Annotated in this window: 8 protein-coding genes; 7 read left to right on the top strand and 1 reads right to left on the bottom strand. The window is 65.5% G+C overall.

All coding sequences use genetic code 11. The features are described 5' to 3' along the window. Positions 1–11: 11 nt before the first annotated feature. The 6 genes from ACIBG0_RS10945 (at position 12) to ACIBG0_RS10970 (ending at position 14,898) form a co-directional block, all read left to right on the top strand. On the top strand, positions 12–6,002 hold the full coding sequence (locus ACIBG0_RS10945) for an amino acid adenylation domain-containing protein (RefSeq protein ID WP_397031443.1): 5,991 nt from the start codon (positions 12–14) through the stop codon (positions 6,000–6,002). Positions 6,003–6,069: 67 nt separating this feature from the next. Then, positions 6,070–10,569: an amino acid adenylation domain-containing protein gene (locus tag ACIBG0_RS10950; RefSeq protein ID WP_397031445.1), complete on the top strand. Its 4,500-nt coding sequence runs from the start codon at positions 6,070–6,072 to the stop codon at positions 10,567–10,569. Further along, entirely contained in the window at positions 10,566–11,522 is a 957-nt protein-coding gene (locus ACIBG0_RS10955) for an ATP-binding cassette domain-containing protein (RefSeq protein ID WP_397031447.1), read from the top strand. Before ACIBG0_RS10950 ends, ACIBG0_RS10955 begins: the two co-directional genes overlap by 4 nt. Beyond that, positions 11,519–12,283, top strand: a complete 765-nt coding sequence (locus ACIBG0_RS10960; RefSeq protein ID WP_397031449.1) for an ABC transporter permease — start codon at positions 11,519–11,521, stop codon at positions 12,281–12,283. Before ACIBG0_RS10955 ends, ACIBG0_RS10960 begins: the two co-directional genes overlap by 4 nt. Continuing rightward, positions 12,280–13,044, top strand: coding sequence for an ABC transporter permease (locus ACIBG0_RS10965; protein WP_397031451.1), 765 nt, complete (start codon positions 12,280–12,282; stop codon positions 13,042–13,044). The genes ACIBG0_RS10960 and ACIBG0_RS10965 overlap by 4 nt, the downstream gene beginning before the upstream one ends. An 84-nt stretch (positions 13,045–13,128) precedes the next feature. Next, on the top strand, positions 13,129–14,898 hold the full coding sequence (locus ACIBG0_RS10970; protein WP_397031453.1) for an MFS transporter: 1,770 nt from the start codon (positions 13,129–13,131) through the stop codon (positions 14,896–14,898). 48 nt (positions 14,899–14,946) lie between these two features. On the opposite strand, the gene ACIBG0_RS10975 is transcribed toward ACIBG0_RS10970, so the two are convergent. After that, positions 14,947–15,930 (bottom strand): ABC transporter substrate-binding protein, encoded by a 984-nt coding sequence (locus ACIBG0_RS10975; protein WP_397031455.1) that lies wholly within the window; start codon positions 15,928–15,930, stop codon positions 14,947–14,949. A gap of 270 nt (positions 15,931–16,200) precedes the next feature. Here ACIBG0_RS10975 and ACIBG0_RS10980 point away from each other — a divergent pair, with 270 nt between their 5' ends. Next, positions 16,201–16,533, top strand: a complete 333-nt coding sequence (locus tag ACIBG0_RS10980) for a hypothetical protein (protein ID WP_397031457.1) — start codon at positions 16,201–16,203, stop codon at positions 16,531–16,533. The last annotated feature ends 51 nt before the right edge of the window (positions 16,534–16,584 follow it).

Raw genomic sequence — 16,584 nt, forward strand, 5'->3', positions numbered from 1 at the left:
AGGGATTGACGATGTCGAACAACGAGCCGGCCAGCGTGCTGGACCGCCGGAAGGCGCTGCTGCGCCAGCGATTGGCCGAAAAAGGCCTAGCCGCACCCAGTTCCGAAAATGCGACCATTCGGAGATCGAAACCTGGTGAGCGTCATCCGCTGTCGGCCGGTCAGCGTCGCATGTGGTTTCTGCAGACCCGCGACCCGGCGGACACCACCCTCAATATCTGTGTGGCCTACCGGCTGACGGGTGCACTCGACGAGGCGCGGCTGCGCGATGCGCTCGCGGCCGTCGTCAGCGGCCACGACATTCTGCGCACCACCTACGGGCTCGACGAGAGCGGCGAGCCGTACCAGGTCGTGCGGGCAGACCTCGGATTGTCCTGGCAGACACACGATCTGACCGATTTGCCCGCGGCGGCCCGGGCGCGGAGGCTGGAAGTGCTCGCCCGTCGGGAATTCGGCCGACCGTTCGATCTCGCGACCGACTCGCCGTTGCGTGTCAGTCTGGTGCGCACCGGTGGCGATGAGTTCGCACTGTTGTTGGTCGCGCATCACATCAGCTGGGATGACGACTCGTGGGCCGTCTTCTTCACCGAGCTCAATGCTGCCTATCGCGCCGAGTCGGTACAGACTCTCCGTGCGCAATTCGTCGACGTCGCGGTCTTCGGCGATATCACCGACAGCGCCGATATCGACTACTGGCGCGCGGCCCTGCGTCCGTTGCCGGAGTCCCTGGAACTCCCTGGTCCGGCCGCGGTGGCCACGGCTGCGGCCAAGCAGTCCGATCGGTGTACCTTGCCGCTGCCCGCAGAGCTCGTCGGGCGCGTGGAAGCGTTCGCGCGTGCGCACGGCGCCACTGCGTTCATGGTGTGGCTGGCCGCGTACGACGCGGTGATTCACCGCTACACCGCGGCGACGGATTTCCTGGTGTCGGTCCCGGTGACGGTGCGCCGCGATGCCGCCGAATCGTTGATCGGCTACTTCGGCAATACGCTACTGCTGCGCGCCACCATCGGCGCCGAGGACACCTTCGCCCGCTTCACCGACACCATTCGCGACACCTGCCTCGGTGCCTTCGCGCACCAGAATGTCGGAATCGATCGCGTTGTGCGCGAGGCGAATCCGGATCGCATCGGCGGCCGGGACGGGTTGGAACAGCTGGTCCGACTCGGCTTCGGAATGCGCAGGAGCGCACAGGGTTTCGACCTGGCAGGGGTCGAGGCGACACTGCTCGACCTCGGCAGTGCGGTGGCGCAGGTTCCGCTGGGACTGACCGTTGTCACCGAAGCCGATGGCGCTTACCTGGAGGCCGAATACCGGATCGCCGATCTGGACCGCGCCCTGGTGGAACAGCTGCTCGGCCACTACCTGCAGTTGCTGGACAGCGCACTCGCGAATCCGGATCGCAGGCTCGGTGATATCGATATGCTCGGAGCGGCCGATCGCGCCGCGATCCTCGCGCTGTCGCACGGCCCGATTGTCGCGGCCGAACCGACCACTATGGTCGCGCTCTTCGAAAACCAGGTCGCGGCCACGCCCGACGCGCTCGCCATCGTCGCCCCCGCCGAACACGACACCGAACTCAGCTACGCCGAACTGAATCGGCGCGCCAATCGCTTGGCGCATTGGCTGATCGGGCGTGGGCTCGGTACCGAGGACATCGTCGGGCTGCGGCTGTCGAATTCGGTGGAGTTCGTGGTCGCGGTGCTGGGTGTGCTCAAATCCGGTGCGGCCTATCTACCCATCGATCCGGCCTATCCGCAGGACCGCATCGACTACCTGGTCGAGGACGCGCAACCCCGGCTGGTGCTCGGTCGAGAGGAGCTGGATGCCGCCGAATCCGCGGCCGTCGGACTCCCCGACACCGATCCCGGCGATGCGGACCGCGTGCGGCCGCTGCTGCCCGGCCACCTCGCGTACGTCATCTACACCTCCGGATCCACCGGAAAGCCCAAGGGTGTGCCGGTACCCCATGCCGCGATCGCCGAGCATCTCGCGGGCTTTGTCGCGGAATGGAGTATGACCGCCGAGGACCGGCTGCTGCAGTCCTCTTCGGTGAGCTTCGATGCCTCCCTGCTCGATATCTTCGTGACGTTGACGCTCGGCGCCCGATTGGTCATCCCGAAACCCGATGCCTTCCGCGATATTCCCTACGTCGCCGAGTTGATCACCCGCTGCGGGGTCACGGTGCTGCATATGGTGCCGTCGATGTTGAGTACCTTCCTGCTACTGCCCGAGGTGAGCGAATGGCGTGCGCTGCGGCATGTTCCGGTGGGCGGTGAGGCGCTGCCCGGTGAGGTGGCCGACAAGTTCGCCGGTGTCTTCGATGCCGAGCTCCGAAATCATTACGGTCCGACCGAGGCCGTGGTGTGTGCGACGCATATGAATGTGGAAGGCCCGCAGGGCACTCGGATCGTGCCGATCGGTGTGCCGAATCAGAACGTCACGGTATATCTGCTGGATGCGGCGCTGCAGCTGGTGCCATCGGGTGTGGTGGGTGAGATCTATTTGGGTGGAGCGCAATTGGCGCGCGGATACCTGAATCGGCGTGGTTCGACGGCGGAGCGGTTCGTTGCCGATCCGTTCGCGCCGGGCGCTCGGCTGTATCGGACCGGAGATCTAGCGCGGCGCAATGCCCATGGTGAGATCGAATTCGTCGGCCGGGCCGATGAGCAGGTCAAGGTGCGTGGCTTCCGGATCGAACTCGGCGAGGTGGAGGCGGCCATCGCGTCTTATCCGGGCGTCGGCCATTGTGTCGTCATCGCGGTCGATGATGCCGCGGTCGGTGCGATGCTCGCCGCCTATGTGGTCGCGGCCAACGGACTTTCGGAGTCGACGCTCGACATCGACGGGGTGCGCAGGCATGCCGCCGCGACGCTGCCGGAGTACATGGTGCCCAGCGCCTTCGCGGTGATCGATGAAATCCCGTTGACCGTGCACGGCAAACTCGACCGTCGCGCGCTGCCGGATCCGGAACGCGCCACCGCGCACCGCTACCGGGAGCCGAGCACGGCCACCGAAATCCGCCTCGCAGGTCTGTTCGCGCAGATCTTCGGCCGCGAGCAGATCGGCGCGGACGATTCCTTCTTCGAACTCGGCGGGCATTCGCTGCTGGCCACCCGTCTGGTGGTGCGGATTCGCACCGAGTTCGGTGTCGAGATCGATGTGCGCGCACCGTTCGATACACCGACCGTCGCGGGCCTTGCCGCCCTCATCGAGACCACACCGGCGCGCAGCACAGCGGCCGTGCCGCTGCTGAAACGCAAACGGCCCGAGCATATTCCACTGTCGTACTCGCAGCTCGCACTGTGGTTCCAGCGCAAGCTGGAGGGGCCGAGTGCGATCGGCAATATTCCATTCGCGGTGCGGGTCGATGGTCCGTTGGATCTCGATGCGCTGACTGCCGCGCTCGCCGATGTCGTTGCCAGGCACGAGGTGCTGCGCACTGTCTTCCCCGAGAACTGCGGTGTCCCATACCAATTGGTGCTACCCGCCGGTCCGATCGAGGTGCCGGTGGTGGAGCTCGACGATCCAGGAAAACTGCGCTCCGAACTCGCGGCAGCGGGTGGTCACTGCTTCGAAGTCGCTACCGAGCTGCTGATTCGGCCGCGAGTCTTCGTGCTGGACGCCAAGACGCATGTGCTGTCACTGCTCGTTCACCATCTGGTGGCCGATCATTGGTCGTTCCGGACGATTCTGGACGATCTCGGCACCGCCTACCGTGCACGCATCGCAGGCGCTGCTCCGGACTGGACGTCCCCGGACGTTCAGTACGCCGACTATGCGCTGTGGCAGCGCGAGGTCGTCGAGACGCTCGGCACGCAGGTGGACTATTGGCGCGACACCCTCGCTGGTCTGCCCGCCGAGATCAATGTCGCCCTGGACCACCCGCGCCCCGCCGTACTCGGCAAAAACGGACATGTGGTGCCGTTCGCCGTGCCCGCGGCACTGCGCGGCAAGCTGAAGGCCCTCGCCGAGGCGGGCGGAGGCAGCGAGTTCATGCTCTACCAAGCCGCGGTCGCGACGCTGCTGCACAAACTCGGTGCGGGGGTGGATATTCCGCTCGGCACGCCGATCGCGGGTCGAGTCGATCCGGCCGCTGCCGAATTGGTGGGCCTGCTCGCCAATATGGTGGTACTGCGCAATGACCTATCCGGCGATCCGACGCTGCGGACCGTGCTGGAGCGCTCCCGCGATACCGCACTCGGCGCGTACAGCAACCAGGACATTCCGATGGAACGCCTGGTCGACGCACTGAATCCGGTCCGGTCCCGATCCAGGAACCCGCTGTTCCAGGCCATGATGCACTTCCGCGAGGAGAACTGGGACGGCACGGGTCAGGGTTTGGACGCGCACACCGCACTGACGGTATTGCCATTGGACTTCGACATCTCGCTGCTGGACCTCAGCATCAATTTCTTCGCGGGGTCCGACGGCGGCTTCGATGCCAGCATCATCGTGAATACCGATCTGTACGATCCTGCGACCGGGGAGTTGTTCGCGCAGCGCATGCTTCGCGTTCTCACGGCCTTTGCTGATAACCCGGATAGCACCGTCGGTGAACTCGACATCATGCCCGCGGCCGAGCGGCAGCGGGTCCTCGGTGAATGGGCCACCGGTGTGGAGCTGTCCTGGCTGCCCGGCCTTGCCGAGCTGATCCGGCGTGGTCGCGGTGTTCCGCCCGATCGGATCGCGCTGCGCTGTGGTACCGAGACCCTCACCTATGGCGAGCTGTTCGAACGTCTCGATCGAGGCGTGGCACAGGTGCCCGAAGGTGTTTCGGCGGCCGGGGTGGTGCGACGGCTCGCCGCACTGGACGCGATAGCGAATACCGATGGGACCATTTCGGCTTCGCACGTTGTGCTGGGCCGGGAGGCCATAGCCGCCGCGGTAGCCGATCGACGGGCCATTGCCGCCGATCGCCGCGGCGCACCGCTCGACCGGGCAATGGGTTCGGCAGATGTGCGACTCGTTGCCATCCCCTGGGCGGGTTCCGAGATCGAGGTCGAGTTGCTGGCCGCGCTCGTCGACGGGGCGACGCTGATCCTCACCACCGAACAGCAACGCGAAGATCCGGTCGCGCTGGTCGAGCTGATCGCTACGCATTCGGTCACCCATGTGGTCGCCGAGCCCGTCACGCTGTCGCGGTTCGTGCACACCGGCGTCTCCATGCTGCCGTCGGTGCGCAGCTGGCAGATCATCGGAACCGGCTGGCCCGCAGCGCTTCCCGACCTACTGCCCGCGCTGGCGGCCGGTTCGGTCGCGACCTTCGACTTCCGGATTCCGCAGTACGCGGGCGCGGTGGCACGCGGTGCGGTCGACGGGAGCGCACGTGCGCGTCCCATTCCGGGGGCGCGGGTATTGGTGCTGGATGAAGCCCTGCGACCGGTTGCGCCCGGCGTTGACGGCGAGGTGTACGTCGGTGGTGCCGGACTTGCTCAGGGTTATGTCGAGGAGGCGGCAAATGCGTTCATCGACGACCCGTACCTGCCAGGTGCCCGGTTGTTCCGCACGGAGCAGCGGGCGCGTTGGGATACCTCGGGGCGACTGGTGTTCAGGACCGATAGCGTCGGTGAAACCAGGACGAGCACACCATCGCCCGATGCCGAGCACACCGAGACCGAACAGCAGCTCATCGCGATCCTCGAGGAGTTGCTGGAGATCGAGGATGTCACTGCCGAGGACGGCTTCTTCGCGCTCGGCGGCGACAGTGTGATCTCCATTCAGTGGTCGACACGCGCCAATCAGCTCGGCCTTCCGCTGTCTCCACAGCTCGTCTTCGAGCACATCACCATTGCCGAGCTCGCGGCCGCGGTCGACGAGGCGGTGACGGCGGGGATGACCACGACCATCGGCGACACCTTCGGTGCGGCAGCTGAGGCGAACAGCGATGACGGCCAGCCCGATGCGGCACCACCTGACCAGCACCAGCATGCCGCGATGAGCGTATCCGGCCTCAGCTCCGACGCGCTGGCCACCTTGGGCGCGGCATGGAAGCAGTCGCAATGAGGGGCGACTACTTCCGAGCATTCGGGACGACCAGCGATGCGATGACTGCGGGCCGAAAGGTGTTGCGATGACGGTGGACCGGAGCGTCCCGGCCGAAATCGAGGATGTGCTCGCGCTCAGCCCACTACAGGAGGGGCTGTTCTCGTTGGCGCGGTTGGCAGCCGACGGGGTTGATCTGTACACGATGCAGTTCGTCATCGATATCGGCGGTCCGATCGACGTGCCGATGCTACGTCGCAGCGCCGAGGCCATCCTGGAGCGGCACGCCAATCTGCGGGCCTCGTTCTGGGATAAGGATCTACCCAAGCCGGTGCAGATCGTGCCGACCTGGGTGGATCTGCCCTGGTTCGAAATTTCCGCGTTACCATCGGAATTCGATGCCATTGCCGAAGGCGACCGGCAGCGGCGGTTCGATCTGTCTCGCGGTCCCGCGCTGCGCATTACGCTGGTGACACTGCCCGGCGAGCGGCGCAGAATGATCGTGACCGCGCATCACATCCTGATGGATGGCTGGGCGGTCGCGTTGTTCTTCCGCGAGCTGATCGCGGTATACGAGGCTGGCGGACAGGCGAATTCACTGCCACCGGCGCGGCCGTACCGCGATTACATCGGCTGGCTGGCCGCGCAGGACACCGCCGTCATCACCCGCAGCTGGACCGAATACCTCGCGCCGCTGAGCGGTCCGCTCATGCTGGCCGGTGGTACCGCAACCGAAGTCGGCGCGGCGATTCCACGCCGCAGCCGATTCAGTGTGGATAACGCCGAAACCGCACGGCTGGTGCGGTGGGCACGTGCGAACAGCCTGACCATGAGCACGGTCGTCCAATTCGCCTTGGCGGTCGTGCTCGGCAGGCTCACCGATCGACGCGATGTCGTCTTCGGCACCACCATTTCCGGCCGTCCGGATGCGCTGCCCGGCGTCGAAACCATGATCGGACTGTTCATCAATACGGTGCCCGCGCGCGTCCTCATCGACCGGGCCCGCACCGTGACCGAGCAATGTGCGCAGCTACAGCGCGAATCGGCGGCCATGCGGGATGCGGGTTATGTCAGCCTGTCGACTATTCAGCGCGCGCTCGGGCACGGTGCGCTGTTCGATGTGCTGTTCGTCTTCGAGAATGCACCCATCGGCGCGGCCACCGATCCGATCGTCACCGCGAGCGGCACCCGGTTCCTGCCGGTGGCGATGGAAAGTCTGGTGCACTATCCGCTTTCGGTGGTGTCGCATGTGAACGACGGCACGCTCGTCGTGATGCTCGAGGCGATTGCCGAAGCGCTGCCACACTTCCCGGTCGGCGATATCGGTGAGCGGATCCTATCGGTGCTGCGTCAGCTGCCCGATCATGGCGATTCGAGCCCCGATGCGCTGGACCTGCTGCTGGCCGATGAGAAAGTCGCCGTCGCGAGGCAGGACCGCGCGGATGGCACGGTTTACCAGCTCTTCCTCACCCAGGTGGCCAGCACTCCAGATGCGATCGCCCTGCGCACCGGTTGGGATTGCTACACCTATCGTGAATTGCGTGCGGCCGCTGGGCGGCTGGCACATGAGCTGACCGCCAGCGGTATCGGTCCGGAAACCGTTGTTGCCCTGGCGCTACCGCGATCCGCACGGTCCATCATCGCGATCCTCGCTGTACTGGAAGCAGGGGGAGCCTATGTGCCGGTGGATATCTCGGCACCGGCAGCACGCATCGAATCCATCCTGCGCCGAGCGGACCCGAAACTCGTTCTGACGGTGCGGGAGTCCGCAGACCTGCTCGGTGAAACCGCACACCCGGTCCTGGTACTCGACGATCCCGCCGTAGCCGAACGAATCTCGCACCACACCATCGCGCCCTACCATCCGGTCGCTCCCGATACTGCCGCATACCTCATCTTCACCTCCGGCTCGACCGGCGAACCCAAGGGTGTCATCGGCACCCACGCCGCTCTGACCAGCTACTTCACCGACCACCGCGACCGCGTCTACCGCCCGGCAGTGAGCCGTCTCGGTCGCCGCCTGCGCATCGCACACGCCTGGTCGCTGAGCTTCGACGCCTCCTGGCAGCCCATGATCGGCCTATTCGACGGCCACACCGTCCACCTGTTCGATGAGACCGAAATGCGTGATGCGCAGGGCCTCGTCGACGGCATCATCCGGCACGAGATCGATATGATCGACACTTCGCCGTCCATGTTCACCCAGCTCTCGGCCGCCGGTCTGGTCGATGGTGAGCGGCTGACCGTGCTGGCCCTCGGTGGCGAGGCGATCGGTTCGTCCATGTGGGAGCAACTGCGCGCGCTGCCGGGCACCGCGGTCTACAACTGCTACGGACCCACCGAGACCACGGTCGAGGCGGTGGTCGCGACCGTGAATACCGGCCGCAACGAGCCGGGCAGTGCCCAACCCACGATCGGCGGACCGGTGGATCGCATGTGCGCCTATGTCTTCGATGCCATGCTGCGGCCGGTGCCGCGCGGTGTCGTCGGTGAGCTGTATTTGTCGGGTGCGCAGGTGGCGCGCGGCTATATCGGCAAGGCGGCGATCACGGCGGATCGCTTCGTCGCCGACCCCTTCCGGCCCGGCGCGCGCATGTATCGCACGGGTGATCTGGTGCGGCAGTTGCGGAATGGCGATCTCGCCTATCTCGGCCGCGCCGATGACCAGGTCAAGATCCGCGGCTACCGAATCGAAATCGGCGATATCGAAACGGCTTTGCTGCAACTACCGCAGGTGCGTGCGGGCGCTGTGCTGGTTGTGCAGCGCCCGAGCGGGCCGAGTCTCGTCGCCTTCGCGGTCACCGCTGATTCGGCCAACTTGCGTGCCGGACTCGCCGAGCGCCTGCCCGCATATATGGTTCCGGCGCGGGTCCTTGCGCTGCCCGAGCTACCGGTCACCCCTAACGGCAAACTCGACGTCCGCGCTCTGCACGCGCTGGGACTGGAGGCACTGCGGAGTTCCGCTCAGCGCACTCCGCCGAGCACCGACACCGAGCGAACCCTGTGCCGCGCGCTCGCCGAGACACTGGGCGGTACCACGCCGGGCATCGACGACGACTTCATCGAACTAGGCATGGACAGCATTGTCGCCATCTCCCTGGTGAACGCGGTGCGACGCGCTGGACTCTCGGTCAGCCCCGCCATGGTCATGACCAATCCCACCATCCGCGATTTGGCGGCGGCCATGGATTCCAGTGCGGCACAACGAGATAACGCTCCGTCCGAAATCGGCGCGGTAGTTCCGACACCGATCATGTCCTGGATGTTCGAGTACGGCGGCTTCCGCCGACTCGCACTCTCGACACTGGTATCGCTGCCCGCCGAGGCGGAGCGGGCCGAGTTGGAAGCGGTGCTGCAGGCACTCCTCGACGGTCACGACATGCTGCGTGGCCAGCTGTCGACAACCGGTTTCGAAACCAGGGCGCAGGGCAGCGTGCGCGCCGCCGATATTCTGCACGAGGTCCGGGTCTTCGGTGACTTGGGCCCGGTCCTCGAAGAGCATGCGCGAGCGGCGATCGACCGCATCGATCCGGAGACGGGCACCATGATTCAGGCCGTCCGCTTCGTGGGCCCCGATGTGCTGCTGCTATCTATCCACCATCTCGCCGTGGATCCGGTCTCCTGGCACATTATCCTCGCGGATCTCGCCGACACATGGTCGCAACTCACGGCAGGGCAAACACCTGCTGTCGCACCAGAATTCATCGGATATCGCAGCTGGGCCGCACTGCTCGACAAGCGCCGCGGCGCACCGGAAGTAGCAGGCCAACGCGACTTCTGGTCCCACCAACTGACCGGCCCCGATCCGGAACTGGGCCTACGCCATCCGGATCCGACCCGCGACACCTGGTCCGCCTACCGCCTCACCCCATCGTTCACGCCGATCGCCACCACCGGCCGCATCCTCGATGGTCTCGGCGCCGACCTCGGCATGCACGAATTGCTGCTCACCGCACTGACGATCGCACTCACCACTTGGCGAGCCGAACGCAACCAGGACGACTCAACCGGCGCATTGGTCGCCCTCGAGGGGCACGGCCGCGAAGATGCCATCGTCGGCGATGCCGACACATCACGGACGGTCGGCTGGTTCACCACCGTGTACCCACTGCGCGTCGGCGTGGGCTCGACACTCGACATCACCAGCGCTGAGCATGATCCTGCCCGAGCGGCAGCCTTACTGAAAGCCGTTGCAGCACAGCTGGACAGCGTCCCGAACAAGGGTTTGGACTACGGCCTGCTCCGTTACGGCGACACCGAATCGCAGGCAGACCCGCAAGTAATGCTCGACTACCTGGGCCGTATGGATCTCACGGCGGGCACAGCGGGCCCATGGACCCCCATCACCGATCTCACCTTGCACCAACGGCTTCCGGTGGCCCCTGAACCGGATATGCCGCTGCGCTACGCGCTCGACCTCATCGTCGCTGTCTATCCGAGCGCCGACGGACCCCAGCTGGCCACCCTGTTCCGCTGGAGCGACGCACTTTTCGAGGCCACCGAGATCGACCGTTTCGCCACCATCTGGCAGCGCTGCATCACCGCAGTGGCCGCCGCCATACCAAGCGCAACTCCGGGAGAACGATGAACGCGATCGAAAACGCCATCGTGGTCGAGGACGTCCGCAAGTCCTTCGGCGACGTCCATGCCGTGCGCGGCCTGAGTTTCTCGGCGCCCACCGCAAGTGTGCTCGGCGTACTCGGGCCGAACGGCGCGGGCAAGACCACCACGGTCTCCATCCTGTCCACGCTCACCAAGCCCGATGCGGGCCGCGCCCTGGTCGCGGGCCACGACGTGGTGCGCGAGGCCGCGGCCGTGCGGGCATGCATCATGCTCACCGGCCAGTACGCGGCCCTGGACGAGGTGCTGACCGGCCGGGAGAACCTCGTCCTCTTCGGTCGCCTGATGGGTCTGCGCCCGAAGCAGGCCAAGCTCCGGGCCACGGAGTTGCTCGAACAGTTCGATCTGACCGAGGCGGCTGATCGTCGTGTCGGCGGCTATTCGGGCGGTATGCGCAGACGCATTGATATCGCCTGCGGCCTGGTGCGCCTGCCCGAGGTCGTCTTCCTCGACGAACCCACTACCGGCCTGGATCCGGTGAGCAGACAGGGAGTTTGGTCGCTGGTGCGTTCGCTCAAGGAGCAGGGGGTGACGATCCTGCTCACCACGCAGTATCTCGAAGAGGCGGATGCGTTGAGCGACAACATCATCGTCATCGATAAGGGCCGCGTGATCGCCGAGGGCACCGCGGACGAACTCAAGGCCCGCTCGGGTTCGAGCTACTGCGAGGTCGTTCCGGTCGATGCCGGTGACGTGCCCGCCGTGGTCACCGCGCTGGACGACCTCGGCACGGTAACGGTCGCCGAATCCAAGGACCGGGTTTCGCTTCCGGCTCCAGACGGTGCCGCCACATTGGCCGAGGCGTTGCGCCGCATTACCGATGCCGATATCGAACTCATCGATATCGCCCTGCGCAGACCGTCACTCGATGAGGTCTTCATCAAGCTCACCACCGACGAACCGGGGTTGGTGACCGCATGACCGAATCAGTCGCCATTCCCGCCGGAATGCAATGGACCGCACTGAGCGGCCGCACCGTGCGCGCTGCGGTCCGTGAGGGCGATCTGCCCTTCGGTTTCGTCGCGCCGATGATCTTCTTCGTCTGTTTCTATGTCCCGCTGCGCAAGTCGATGGAGCAGGCCGGTGCGGACTACGCCCAGTACCTGCTGCCGGTAATCGTGCTGCAGGGGATGTTCTTCACCGCCATGTCGGCGGGCGATCGCGCTGCCCGAGACACCTTCAGCGGCATGGGTACTCGCATGCGATCCATGCCGGTCAAATCCTGGGTCCCGCTGGCCGCCCGGATGTCCGCGAATCTGGTTCGCGCGCTGGTAGGACTCGCCGGAGCGCTGATTATCGGCACGGTCTTCGGATTCCGATTCCACAGTGGCACAGCGGCTCTCATCTTCGTCGTGCTGTCGCTGGCCTTCGCTGTGGCACTGGTGATCGGTGCCGACACACTCGGCGTGGCCACCGGCAAGCCGGAAATCGGCGCGTCCGCGCTGCTGGCACCGCAATTGCTACTCATCATGATGTCCACGGGTTTCGTTCCGGCCGAGGGCTTTCCGGGCTGGATTCAGCCCTTCGTCCGCAATCAGCCGGTATCCCAGGCCGCTGCCGCCCTGCGTGATCTCGCGAGCGGCGAATACACCTCGGCCGTCACCGTGGCGGCGGTCTGGATTCTCGGCCTGATCGTGGCCTTCACCGCGATATCGGTCTCGGTGGAAAGGCGGCGGCCGTGAAGGCACTGATCGACCAGAGCTTCGTCGAAACGGGCCGACTGCTGCGGCGCTGGCCGCGCGAGCAGGAGGTGCTGACCTCGACGCTGATCCTGCCGGTGCTGTTGCTATTGATGTACCAACTGGTGCTGCACAAATTCTTGAGCGCATCCTCCGGCGTGGACGCCATCTACGGTTTTGTCCCGATGATCGCGGTCACCGGCGCGATGTACGGCGCCATGGGCACCGGCCTTTCACTCTATGCGGAGCGGGAAAGCGGGCTGCTGCGGCGCATCTGGGTGCTGCCGGTGCACCGCGCGGCCGGACTGATCGGCAGACTGCTCGCCGAATGCGGACGCACGCTGATCGCGACGGTCGTCGTGGTCGCCCTCGGCGTGGCGCTCGGATTGCGCTTCGAGCAGGGCTGGCCGGGTGTGCTCGGCGCGCTCGCCGTTCCGGTGCTGCTGATTCCCGGCTTCGCCACCATGGTGATCACGGTCGGCGTCAGCAAGGCGGGCGACAAAGTCGTGCAGTTGTTCTCGGCACTCGTGCTGCTCGGGATGTTCTTCAATTCCGGGTTCGTGCCGGTGCAGAACTACCCGGGCTGGCTGCAGCCGGTGGTGCGTGTCCAGCCGATGAGCTGCGCCATAGAGGCAATGCGCGGCTGCATGATCGGTGGTCCCATCGCCACTGCGCTGCTGCAGACAATCGCCTGGTCCGCGGGGCTGGCCCTGGTGTTCGGCGCCTTCGCGGTCCGCGGCTACCGCAAGGCAGCGCAGGCCTGACGAGTCCACTGAGCGGGCCTTCAGTTGATAGTTACATCGGCTAACTATATAGTTTCCGGAGGTAACAATCAGCAAGGGGCTGCCGTGACGATTCCATCCGCCGATCTCGATCTGGATGATGTCCAGACCATTCGCCGCCGCCTGCGCTACGACCGCGATCATCCGAACTACAAGTGGATCACGCTGACCAACACCACCCTCGGTGTGCTGCTCAGCGCGGTCAATGCCTCGATCGTGCTGATCTCGCTGCCCGCGATCTTCCGAGGTATTGGACTGAATCCCTTGGAAGCGGGCAATGTCGGCTACCTGCTGTGGATGCTGATGGGCTACCTGCTCGTCACCGCGGTGCTCGTGGTGATGTTCGGGCGGCTCGGCGATATCTTCGGCCGCGTCCGGATCTACAACCTCGGCTTCGCGGTCTTCGCGGTGACCTCGGTCGCGCTGTCCTTCGATCCATTCCACGGTGGGTCGGGCGCGATGTGGATCATCGTCTGGCGCGTGCTGCAGGGCATCGGCGGCGCCATGCTGACGGCCAACTCGACGGCCATCCTCACCGACGCCTTCCCGGCCAAACAGCGCGGTACCGCACTCGGCATCAATATGGTCGCCGCGGTCGCGGGCTCCTTCCTCGGGCTGATCATCGGTGGCGTGCTTTCGGAATGGGATTGGCGCGCGGTGTTCTGGGTCAGCGTGCCGATCGCCGTGATCGGCTCGATCTGGTCCTACCGCTCGTTGCACGAAGTGGGCACGCGCACCAAGGGCAAGGTCGACTGGGTGGGCACCATCACCTTCGGCCTCGGTCTGACCGCGCTGCTCACCGGCATCACCTACGGCATCCAGCCCTATGGCGGACACCCCACCGGTTGGTCCAACCCGTGGGTGCTCGGTGCGGTGCTCGGCGGCATCGCATTGCTCGCGGCGTTCTGTGTGGTGGAGACCAAGGTCGCCGAGCCGATGTTCCACCTGTCGCTGTTCGGCAACCGCGCATTCGGCCTGGGCAATTTCGCCAATCTGATGGTCTCGATCGGCCGCGGCGGCATGCAGTTCATGCTGATCATCTGGCTGCAGGGCATCTGGTTGCCGCTGCACGGCTACGACTACGAATCCACGCCGCTGTGGGCGGGTATCTATCTGTTGCCGCTGACCGTGGGATTCCTTGCCGCCGGACCTGTTTCGGGCTGGCTGTCGGATCGCTACGGATCGCGCCGGTTCACCACCGGCGGTGCGACGCTGGCCGGGCTCACCTTCCTGGGGCTGCTGGTCATCCCGGTCGACTTCAACTACTGGGTATTCGCCACCATCGTGCTGCTCAACGGCATCGGCTGCGGACTGTTCTTCTCGCCGAATACCGCGGCCATCATGTCGAGCGTGCCCGCGTCCCAGCGCGGTGCGGCATCGGGTATGCGCGGCACCCTGTTCAACGGTGGCAATGCGCTGTCGATGGGAATCTTCTTCTCGCTCATGGTCGTCGGCCTGGCCGCCAGCCTGCCCTCGGCACTCGACAGCGGTCTGCGCGCCCAGGGCGTATCCGCGGGCGCCGCGTCCCAACTCGCCGATCTGCCGCCCGTCGCGAGTATGTTCGCCGCCTTCCTCGGCTACAACCCGATCCAGGAATTGCTCGGACCCAGCGGCGAATTGGCCAAGCCAGGGGTTAATGCGGACACCCTCACCGGTCAGGAATTCTTCCCGAATCTGCTCACCGGGCCGTTCCACTCGGGTCTGATCGTGGTATTCGTCTCGGCCGCTGTGATGATGTTCCTGGCCGCCGCGGCCGCGTACTTCGCGGGCGATGAGTACGTCGAGGAAGAGCTGGCCGAACTCGCCGAGGCCGACGAACTCGTCGCCGCGCGCTGAGCGCCGAAGGGCCCCGCGCTGGTGCGCGTCGAATCTCCGGCGCTGAACCTATTTCGCCGCGTTGGCGAAAGCAGGCTCCAGCTTGTTCAGCAGATAGGGCACTGAGAGCGCGGTCGGTTGGTTGACGGCGCTGATCTCCTGCACCGTGAGGAAGACCACCGCACCCTTCTTCACCGCGGGCAGATCGGCGTATCCGGGCAGCTGCCGGTACTTGTCGTCCATACCGGGGGAGTAGCCAGCGAGCAACAGATCGGCGGTCAGCTCGTCGACTCGTTCCGGCGACAGCGCGAGTCTGCCCTGACTCGACGGCTGATCGGTGAGGTTCTTCGGAATGCTCAGTCCGAGTTGGGTGAAGATCTTGCTCGACCCGTCGCTCGGATCGGTCAGCACCATCAGCTGAGCTGGGCTGGCCAACCAGGTGCTCGCGAAGGTCTTGCCCTGCAGGCCCGGATTGGCCTGGCCGATGGATTCCACCTTCTTGTCCACGTCGGTGATCACCCGCGTCGCGTCTTCTTCCTTGTGCAGTACCTTGCCGAGCGTGGTAACCAGGTCCTGCCAGGGCTGGATCGAGGAGGAGGTGAGTGCGGGCAGCGTCGGGGCGACCTTGGACAACTCGTCATAGGTCTTCTGGTCGGCCAGGAATCCGTCCACCAGAATCAGATCCGGCTCCAGCGCCGCGACCTGCTCGGCGATATTGCCAGTGGTATTCAAGGCCTTCGCTGATCCGAGCGATTTCGGCTCCCATGCCGGGGTGCTCTTGGATACGGAGGCGACATTGTCGACATAGCCAACTGGGGTCACGCCGAGCGCCAGTGTCGAATCCAGCCACTGATTCCCCAGCGTGACAATCTTTTTCGGGGTGGCATGGACGGTTGTCGTGCCGCGCGCGTGGGTGATGGTGACGGGTGCGCCACTATCGGACCCCGCGTCATCGCTCGACGACCCGCAGGCGGCAATGCCCAAGGTCAGCGCACCGGCCAGTACAGCAACCACCGCCGATTTCCAGCCACGAGACGTCCGAACAGACTCCATCGTCACCCTCTCCTTCATCGAGGAATCCCCCGACTCGGCTCCGTTCGAGCCGCAAAGCAAAGGCCAGCCTAACCTACATTGCTAGTTCCACCGAGCGCCCTGCGATTTGCTGTCACGTCATCTGTTGCGAACCTATTGAACGTGCCGCTATCTAGCGGTACGTTAAATGACGTCAATAAATGATCCTCTCGTCCGGGAGGCATCGACGTCGAACCCGTGAGCACACGGGTCTTCGCACGACTGACGCATACCGAATTGAGGTTAGTTCCGATGAACCAAAAGAGTTCCGCCCGACGCGTCCGCCCCATGGTCGCCCGCATCGCCATCACCTCCGTGCTTGCCTTGGCCCCGATCGCCGCGGTCGCGGGCCCGGCGCTCGCCGATACGGCCGACACCCAGGGCCCGGCGATCGTGCAGGTGGATCAGGCTGACGACATCCACGGTCACGGCGGCTGGGGTCATGGTGGCTGGGGCGGCCACGGCGGTTGGGGCGGCCACGGCGGCTGGGGCCAGCGCAGCTACCCCGGCTACCCCAGCTACCCCGGCTACTTGTTCGGCTGGCCCGGCTACTTCCCCCGCCCCTCCACCGGCAGCGCCTTCTGACCCGCTCGCCTCGGCGGCGCACCCTATTCGCTCGCGAGCGTTTCTCCACGA

The organism is Nocardia sp. NPDC050630, from assembly GCF_044457245.1.
GTDB lineage: Bacteria > Actinomycetota > Actinomycetes > Mycobacteriales > Mycobacteriaceae > Nocardia.